5 protein-coding genes are annotated in these 8,679 nt (G+C 46.5%); 2 read left to right on the top strand and 3 right to left on the bottom strand.

Features of this window, described 5'->3' with window-relative positions; all coding sequences use genetic code 11:
* The first annotated feature begins 145 nt into the window (after positions 1 to 145).
* Positions 146 to 2,695: an ATP-dependent helicase HrpB gene (gene hrpB / locus A3766_RS16360; protein ID WP_197469692.1), complete on the top strand. Its 2,550-nt coding sequence runs from the start codon at positions 146 to 148 to the stop codon at positions 2,693 to 2,695.
* A gap of 78 nt (positions 2,696 to 2,773) precedes the next feature.
* On the opposite strand, the gene A3766_RS16365 is transcribed toward hrpB, so the two are convergent.
* From A3766_RS16365 to A3766_RS16375, 3 genes are all read right to left on the bottom strand, one after another.
* Positions 2,774 to 4,201: an aldehyde dehydrogenase family protein gene (locus A3766_RS16365; RefSeq protein WP_068514373.1), complete on the bottom strand. Its 1,428-nt coding sequence runs from the start codon at positions 4,199 to 4,201 to the stop codon at positions 2,774 to 2,776.
* A gap of 198 nt (positions 4,202 to 4,399) precedes the next feature.
* Positions 4,400 to 6,685 carry a molybdopterin-dependent oxidoreductase gene (locus A3766_RS16370; RefSeq protein WP_068514369.1) on the bottom strand — a complete coding sequence of 762 codons (2,286 nt, stop codon included), beginning with the start codon at positions 6,683 to 6,685 and terminating at the stop codon, positions 4,400 to 4,402.
* A 50-nt stretch (positions 6,686 to 6,735) separates the two neighbouring features.
* Positions 6,736 to 7,581 carry an acyl-CoA thioesterase II gene (locus A3766_RS16375; protein WP_068642515.1) on the bottom strand — a complete coding sequence of 282 codons (846 nt, stop codon included), beginning with the start codon at positions 7,579 to 7,581 and terminating at the stop codon, positions 6,736 to 6,738.
* Positions 7,582 to 7,706: 125 nt separating this feature from the next.
* Between A3766_RS16375 and A3766_RS16380 the strand changes: the two genes are divergently transcribed.
* Positions 7,707 to 8,597, top strand: a complete 891-nt coding sequence (locus A3766_RS16380; RefSeq protein ID WP_068514364.1) for a LysR family transcriptional regulator — start codon at positions 7,707 to 7,709, stop codon at positions 8,595 to 8,597.
* Positions 8,598 to 8,679 lie beyond the last annotated feature (82 nt).

Here is an 8,679-nt window from a genome sequence, read left to right on the forward strand (position 1 = left end):
CTCCAAATAGAGCTGTTAACCCGATTTTATATATATAGTTCTTCACTCGATACTATATATAGTCGCTAAACCCCGTTTTGACAAAACCAGACAAGCTGCTGTTTCACTTAATTAAAGGCTTTTATTGCGCTCAGGATCTTATAAAATGACGCAAGCCTGTCATTCTGGAGCCCTGTCTTTGTTACCCATTTCCCAGTTTTTTCCTCAAGTGATTGCTCAACTGAGCGAACATAAGGCATTAGTACTTCAAGCCGAACCCGGTGCGGGAAAATCAACCGCTTTACCTTTGGCCTTACTCAAGGACTTGGCACTTCAAGGGAAAAAGATTCTTTTACTGGAGCCTCGCCGTGTAGCCGTTAAGGCCATTGCTTACTACCTCGCGAAACAGCTTGGGGAGAAAGTCGGTGAACGCATAGGTTATCAGATCAAGAATGATCGAAATGTGTCGCAAAACACCGTTCTCGAAGTCGTTACTGAAGGTATTCTCACCCGACGATTACAGCAGGACCCGGAGCTATCTGATATTGGCCTGGTGATCTTCGATGAGTTTCACGAACGTTCAATTCATAGTGACTTATCACTAATGCTTTGTCTCGAAGTTCAACAAGCGCTTAGAGATGATTTGATGCTCCTGGTCATGTCTGCGACCATCGATACACAAATGCTCTCACACTATATGAACGCAGCCCCCATCGTAGAATGCCCGGGGCGAACATTCCCGGTAGCTACTGACTATCAAGCCGCCAATAGTCCTAATGAATACCTCGATAAGCAAGTTCTCAGAGCCATCCGAAGCGCGCTTCAAGATGATGCACACGGCGATATTCTGGTCTTCCTCCCCGGCCAAGGTGAAATTAAGCGCTGCCTAGCCAGTGCGCAAGAACGTTATTCCGACAATGACCTGCTACTTCTGCCACTCTATGGCGGGCTAAGCCTTCAGAAACAGGAGCAGGCTCTGCAGAAAGACGAGCAAGGCCGAAGAAAGATTATTTTCGCCACTAATATCGCCGAAACCAGCTTGACCATCGAAGGGATTCGCTGCGTCATTGACAGTGGCCTTGAACGTCAAATGCGTTATGACGCTGGCTCCGGTATGAGTCGTCTGGAAACCAAGTACATATCCAAAGCATCGGCCGAACAGCGTCAGGGCCGTGCAGGCAGAACCCAGGCTGGCCACTGTATTCGCTTATGGAGCGAGAGCAAACAACAGTCTCTGAGTGACTTTCAAAGCGAAGAAATCTGCATAAGTGACTTAACTCAGCTCGGCTTAGAATTATGCCTTTGGGGAAATAACAACTACCAGAGCATCCCCTGGCTCACGGCGCCTCCGGAAGCGCATTACAATGCCGCGATGCAAGTACTCAAAGACCTCGGTTTGCTGGATCAACAAGCTCAGGTCACCCGACTGGGCAAGCTCGCGGCAAAGCTACCTGTTAGCCCGCGCCTTGCAAGTATGTTGTTAAGCACCGACAAGCCCGAAGATCAGCGTGTCGCTTGCAACTTAGCCGCTCTGCTTTCTGAACAAGATATCTTTCTCCATAATAGAGATACCGACATATCCAGACGTCTCAACGCGCTGTCGGATTTTGGCCGAGACAAAGCACAGTCCCTTAAAGACTACGCCTTCCATCGTTCACGAGTCGAGCAAGCCTTCTCAAGCACTCAGTCGCTGCAAAAGCAATTAGCAAAATTAGCCGCTTCGAAAGCAGATATTGAGCCGACTATCTACCCTGCAGACCTTGGCAAACTCTTACTCATCGCCTTCCCTGAGCGACTGGCCAAACAGCGCCAAGCAGGAGACGGCAAATATTTGATGGCGAACGGTAAAGGCGCTTACCTCAACGAAGACGATTCACTCTTTGATGAGCCTTGGTTAGTCATTGCTGACTGCGATGCACAGAAGAAAGAGGGCCGGATTTATAGCGCGGCAGCCATTGACAAAGCCTCAGCTCTCGAAGTCTTGTCCGAGCATATCAACGAAGAAGAACGTTTCGAGATCAACCCTAAAACGCAGAAAATAACGGGCTCTATGCAAACCCGTATTGGCGCGATTACCATAGATAGCCAAGTCATCAGCAATATTCCAAACGATGCCTTCACCCAATGCCTGGCTCAGCTGGTCAAGAAACAAGGCTTAAGCGTTTTAAACTGGACGCAGCAATGCGATGACTGGCTGGCCCGAGCAAGCTGGCTAGGACAACACCTTGAAAACTTCCCAAGCTTGTCAAAACAAAGCTTAATCGACGATATCGAGACTTGGCTGCTACCCTATTTATCTAGCGTCAGCAGTATGAACGCACTTAAAAAAGTAAACATTCTTGAGCTAGTGAAAAGCTGCCTGGACTGGAATGATCAGCAGCGCATCGAAAGCGAAGCCCCAACGCATTACCAAACACCAAGTCAGAAACGTGTTCCAATTCGCTACGACAGTGACCAAGGCCCAACAGTTTCAGTTGTGCTTCAAGAGGTGTTTGGCGAGCTAAGCTCTCCGACCCTGGCTGAAGGTCGCGTTCCCTTACGTTTTGAATTGCTGTCACCGGCCAGGAGGCCTATCCAGACCACCAGTGATCTCGCTAACTTTTGGAACAGCTCTTACTTTGAAGTCGCTAAGGGTATGAAGGGCCGCTACCCCAAACACAGATGGCCAGATAAGCCATTAGAAGAAAAAGCCGGACGTTCGATAAAGCGAAAGTGAAGCCCAAAACCTGTGCAGATCCATCCGAGGCTCGCAAGGGGGATGAAACCCTCTGCCTATGGGCATCATATATCCAATTTATGGCGTGCGAATCACCAGTAAACGTTGTTCAGTCATGTCTTCGATTGCATACTTAATACCTTCACGACCCAGGCCGCTGTCTTTCACTCCGCCATAAGGCATATGGTCAACACGCCAGGACGGTACATCGCCGATTATGACGCCTCCAACCTCGAGGATATCCCATGCTTTATTCGCCTTGTATAAGTCCCGTGTAAATATCCCTGCCTGCAGACCGAACTTGCTATCGTTAACTTCTTCCAGCACCGCGTCGAAGTCATTAAAACGTTCAAGAATCGCTACTGGCCCAAAGGCCTCTTCTTCTCGGAGCTTTTGTCCTTTCCCAACACTTTCTAGTAAGGAGGCTTGCATCATGACACCTTCCCTTTTGCCACCGCATAAAAGCTTTGCGCCAGCTTCTACTGCCTCGTCAATCCAGTCTTGCAGGCGTTTAGCTTCGCCTTCCGAAATCATGGGGCCAATAAAGGTTGAAGGATCTTTCGGGTCACCCATTTTCAGTGCTCGCGTAGCGTTTAGTAATTTATCTTTAAATAGCGGATAAATTTCTTCATGGACGTAAACCCGCTGCACACCGATGCAACTTTGCCCCGATTGGTAGAACGCACCAAAAACGATTCGCGCTACGGCGTCGTCGATGTCAGCATCCTGGTCCACGACACAAGCAGCATTTCCCCCTAATTCGAGGACGACTTTCTTTTTGCCTGCTTTAGTTTTCAAGGCCCAGCCCACATCTGGTGAGCCGGTAAAGCTTAGTAACTTCAAACGTTCATCTTCTGTAAATAATCCGGCACCTTCCCGATGGCAAGGTAAGACAGAAAATGCGCCTTCAGGTAGATTCGTTTCTGCAAGCACCTCGGCAATTAACAAAGCACCCACAGGGGTTAAACTGGCTGGTTTGAGTATGAATGGGCATCCCGCTGCAATCGCGGGTGCAATTTTATGGGCGGCTAAGTTCAAAGGGAAATTAAAAGGGCTGATAAACGAGCAAGGGCCAATCGGTACTCGCTTACTCATGCCTGAATAACCCTTGGCGCGAGCGCTAATATCCATGGGAATAACTTCACCGGCGATGCGAGTGGACTCTTCTGCCGCAATACGAAAGGTATCAATTAAACGCGTCACTTCACCCTGCGCATCCCTGATGGGTTTGCCTGCTTCGATACAAAGCGCTTCGGCTAATTCATCAAAACGTTCAGTAAAGCGTTTAACGCAATGATCCAATACAGCCTGGCGCTCAAATGCCGCCAAACTTGCCATGGGTTTTGTTGCTGCCTGAGCGGCTGCTATGGCTTGATCAATCGCCTGTTTCTCTGCCAATGCAACTGAACAAGCCAATTCACCACTGTACTTGTCATAGACCTTCAAGTCCTGATTGGCAAAAACGGCTTTATTCGAAAGATAGTAAGGATAATTTTCGTTCAGCATAAGACAGAGCTTCCTGGATATCGAAACAAGTTATTTGCTTTACGATAACAAGGCTACCCATAATATTGAACTGCTTTTTCTTTTGGCTTGCAGGGTACAAAACCAATATATACCGACCGTAGGCAGAGACTTCCGCCCCTCGCTGGAATCTGCCACGTGCTAGCCCGCCCGCAAGCCGTGAAAGTCTCTGCCTACAACTTAGGAAGCTATTCTCTCTAAATGCGCCGGTACATACTTATGATAAGGCGTTTTAGTAAACGGATCACAGTGGGAACCTGCTGTTAAAAAGTTTATAGCAGGGCCATTAGGCTCGCCATCTTTGTAGCGCATACCATAACCGTGAGGCAAGGTAACCATACCCTGACGAACACCCTCGTCGATTTCGACACTCACTTCGAGCTGGCCTTGCGCGGTTTTACAAAGCAGCTTATCCCCTTTGCCAACACCTAGTGATTCTGCATCGTCAGGGTGAATACGTAAAGCGCCGTCTTTATCAACTTTACGCCATGCTGGATTTCTAAAAATTTGGTTTGAATTATAGGCGCGCCTTTCCCCAGCCATCAGAATAAAGGGATAGCCATCATCGAATTTCAAACCATTGTTCAGACCTCTTAATTCCGAGAACACTTCATCAATTTCCAGGTGAATGCGGCCATCTTTATTACGAATAAACTTCCACATTTCATCAAAGGTATGTTTACTAATTATCGACCCAGAGCGACTATTGAATATCTGCCGAAATAGATTAACGCCTAAGGTGAATTGATTACCTTTTACACCTGCGCGCCTCACGGCAGCCTCGTGTTTTCTAGCATAGTCCATCGCTAAAGGAAGAATTAGCGCAGCAGATGCGGCATCCTCCGGTAAGGCTGCGCCAAAAGTACGATACAAAATTGAAGGCGCGTAGGGGGCCCAATCCTTGTTCAATTTAAAAGTCGCCATCAAGGCAGCGAAGAAGCCCTGATGAGCACTAATCTCAGGTTCGTATTTAGCGATGCGTTCCAATACAGGGAAATTCTCTGGAATCTTACCCATTTTCGCTAACAAGCGCGCATAGATTTCAGGCTCAGGTAAGGTACCCGGTAAAGGCTCAAACATCGGTGCACGCAAATGAAAGAAGTTCTCAGGAAACTCCGCGTTAAAACCTGTCGCTTCCCACTTCTCGAACTGAGAGGCAGCTGGCAGAACGTAGTGCGCCAAGCGAGCCGTTTCAGTCATCGCTACATCAACAACAACCAACAAATCTAACTTAGAAAAAGCGCGTTCATAGGCACTAGAGTCAGCGTAACTGCGAGCGGGGTTGCTACTATCCACCCAAATCGCTCGTAAACGATCTTCGCCCTCATGTTCAATTTCATCAGGCAATATGTTTGGTGGATACATTCCCGAAATCGGCATCATTTTATGATGAGCCGTGAGCTTGTACTCGCGGCGACGCTCGTCCGAATTACCTAATAAGGGAACAAATAAAGTGTGCAGATTATTGCCGCCAGTTTTCCCGAAATTGCCGGTCACCATATACAGCATTTTTTCCAAATATGCCGTCAAGGTGGAATGCAGTGACTGCTGCAGACCCAAGTCAATTCTTACGCATCCCGCTTTAGCATTAGCAAAGTCTCGTGCAACTTGCTGCGTCATCTCAAGGGATACATCGGCTTTTTCTACATACTCTTCAATAGGAATATCTAATAGTTCAGCTTCGAGCTTATTAAAGCCAGTGCAGTGATTCTCGAGGAAGGCTTTATCATGCAGGCCCTCTTTTACGATAATCGCCAAGATCGCAGACATCAGATAAGCATCAGTACCTGGCTTTAACTGAAAATGTATATCGGCTTGCTTCGCTGTTTCAGACCTTCTAGGGTCAAAAACCACCATCGTACGGTCCGGGTCTTTCTTAATTTCTTTAAGCGTATCGCGCGCATTGGGTATACCGTGTGACTGAAATGGGTTACAGCCAATAAATAGTACGTAGTCAGAATGCTCTACGTCCTCAGTACAATGAACACGCTGATCACCAAACAGTCGACCATTCACCCAAAAATCCATGGTCTTTTCCTGAGCCAAAGCTGTATAGGTATAGCGACTCCCACCCATGGCATAACGCAGTTGTGAAGCATACGCACCGCCAAGATGATTACCTTGACCACCACCACCTACAATCGCGAAAGAGTCGGGGCCAAACTGATCACGCGTTACATTCATTTTTTCAGCGATTTCATCTAAGGCCTGATCCCAGCTAACCTTCTGAAAGCTCCCATCTGGCATCCTTTTTAAAGGATGTGTCAAACGATCATCGTGATTTTGATAATGCTCTAATCTTGCCGCTTTCTGGCAAATATAGCCCTTAGTCATAGGGTGTTGAGGATCACCTTTGATCTTAATTAATTTGCCGTCCTGGGTGGTAACATCCAAGCCACAGTTTCGTGAACATAATATACAAGCGGTTTTATGCAGCTCTGTATTCTCACTATCAACGTTTGTCATGATCGCTCTCTTGCTTTTTAAAAGCTGTAATTATTGAGATATAGACTAGCTTAATCTTTGTAATACACCATCTGGCTACTTGTCGCCACCAAGGTACCATCAGGGCTCCATAGCTCAGCCCTTTGCTCAAAATAACCATTAGTAAATTTGGTAGCGCTAGCGCGACCAAGCAGATGAGTCGCCTCCAAGCCCAACAATTCATCTTCAGTTATATGGAAATTAATCGTTAAACTAACCGTTCCCATTGGGACGATCTTATGTCTTCGAACAAAAATTCGTGGAAAGAACGAGTCAGAGATTGCTGTTACTGAGGCATAGTCCAGCTTTCTTGCTGGCTTGTCAGAAATCCACAAGAGGCTCTCGGAGGGGTTTGCTTGTTTACCCTTAACTAGCGGCTGAAAAGGAGCACCATAAACAAAGCGCATATCGTATTGGTCTACCCAGCTCGGCATGCCCGGAAATTTTGGTAGTGAATCCACCACTTCAAAATCTGGTGCATAAGGCATCCTTACTTCATCATTAGACCAAGTCTCATTTCGCTTAGCAAAAACACAACTAGCAGAACACTGCATTACATCGCCTTGCAAAAAATCTACACGCCAATGCTGGTTGGAACGGTTAGTTCTTAATAGAGCAGGTTTGACCACCAACTCATCATCTTCAATCGGCCCCATATAATTAATAGTAAGCGATACCGGCATGCCTTCTCTTTCTGGGTGACCTAACACTGCTTGAAGGATCGTAGCCGCCGTCACACCACCGAAAGGGCCTACCATATTTTGATAGTCTGCACTGACTTGCCCAACCAGGCAATTGGGGTCCCCTTTCAGGTTAACTGCACCATCAAATGCATGCTCTTGCTGTTCTAGTGTCTTTGCCACATTAGATGCACTCATACCGAAACCTCCAAAAAATCGCACAAATTAGTTTATATGCTAAGTAAATTAATCTAACCTTTTACCACTGGCAATTCAGTATATTTGAACTTAGGATAACTTCAGCTTATCTATTAAGGTGTTCCATGCAACAAAAAGCTCCCCCAATTCAGTGGCTACCTGTATTTGAAGCCGCGGCCAGAAATTTAAACTTTAAGAAAGCAGCGGTGGAACTCTGTGTTTCACCGCCTGCCGTCAGTCAGCAAATCAAAGTATTGGAAGAATATCTTGGTTTAACGTTGTTTGACCGAAGCTCTCGCAAACTACGACTCACCTCAGCCGGAGAGTTTTACTACCAGACAACAAGAGATATTATTAAGCGCCACAATACTTCCTATCGAGAATTCGAACGAAAATTTTGCCACCCAACGCTTCAAATCAGCTCACCCATTTTCATCGCTCAAGAACTACTGATTCCAAATTACGCACGCTTCAAAGACTATGCTCCAGAGGTAGAGCTACGCATCACGACAGGCAATGAATACGTTAATTTTGACGATGAACCTGCAGACGCGGCATTACGTTTCGGAAAGGGGGACTGGCCAGAATTAGCAACACGCTTTGTCAGTGGTGTTGACGTAAAACTTCTATGTAGCGAGGACTACCTGACCCAACATGGTCTTTCCCGTGACCAATTAATGTCAAAGGAGGAGATCGAAAATCAGGTTGTCATATCGCTATATGATGATCTTCGGGATTGGCGCGGCTCATTTGGAGATTTTAACCCAAAGCAAAAAATTGTTTGCGACTCTTATTTCTCCGCCATTCGGTCTGCTGAAGAAGGCTTAGGAGTCGTCGTTGGATTACTCCCTATGGTCAATCAAAGGATCAGAGATGGAAAGCTACTTCCCTTATCAACCATGCCGTTGACAACCCAGTATGCATATTGGCTCGTTGCCCCTAAAGCCATGGCAGAAACAGATAATTTCAACTCGCTTTACCGCTGGATACAAGCGCTATTCAGAACACTTAAGTAATTTGTTGAAAAAATAAAAAACAAACAAACGCTTGCATTTAAATTTAGTTTATATGTAAAGTAATATACATCACATATGAACT

It is taken from the genome of Oleiphilus sp. HI0132 (genome assembly GCF_001635845.1).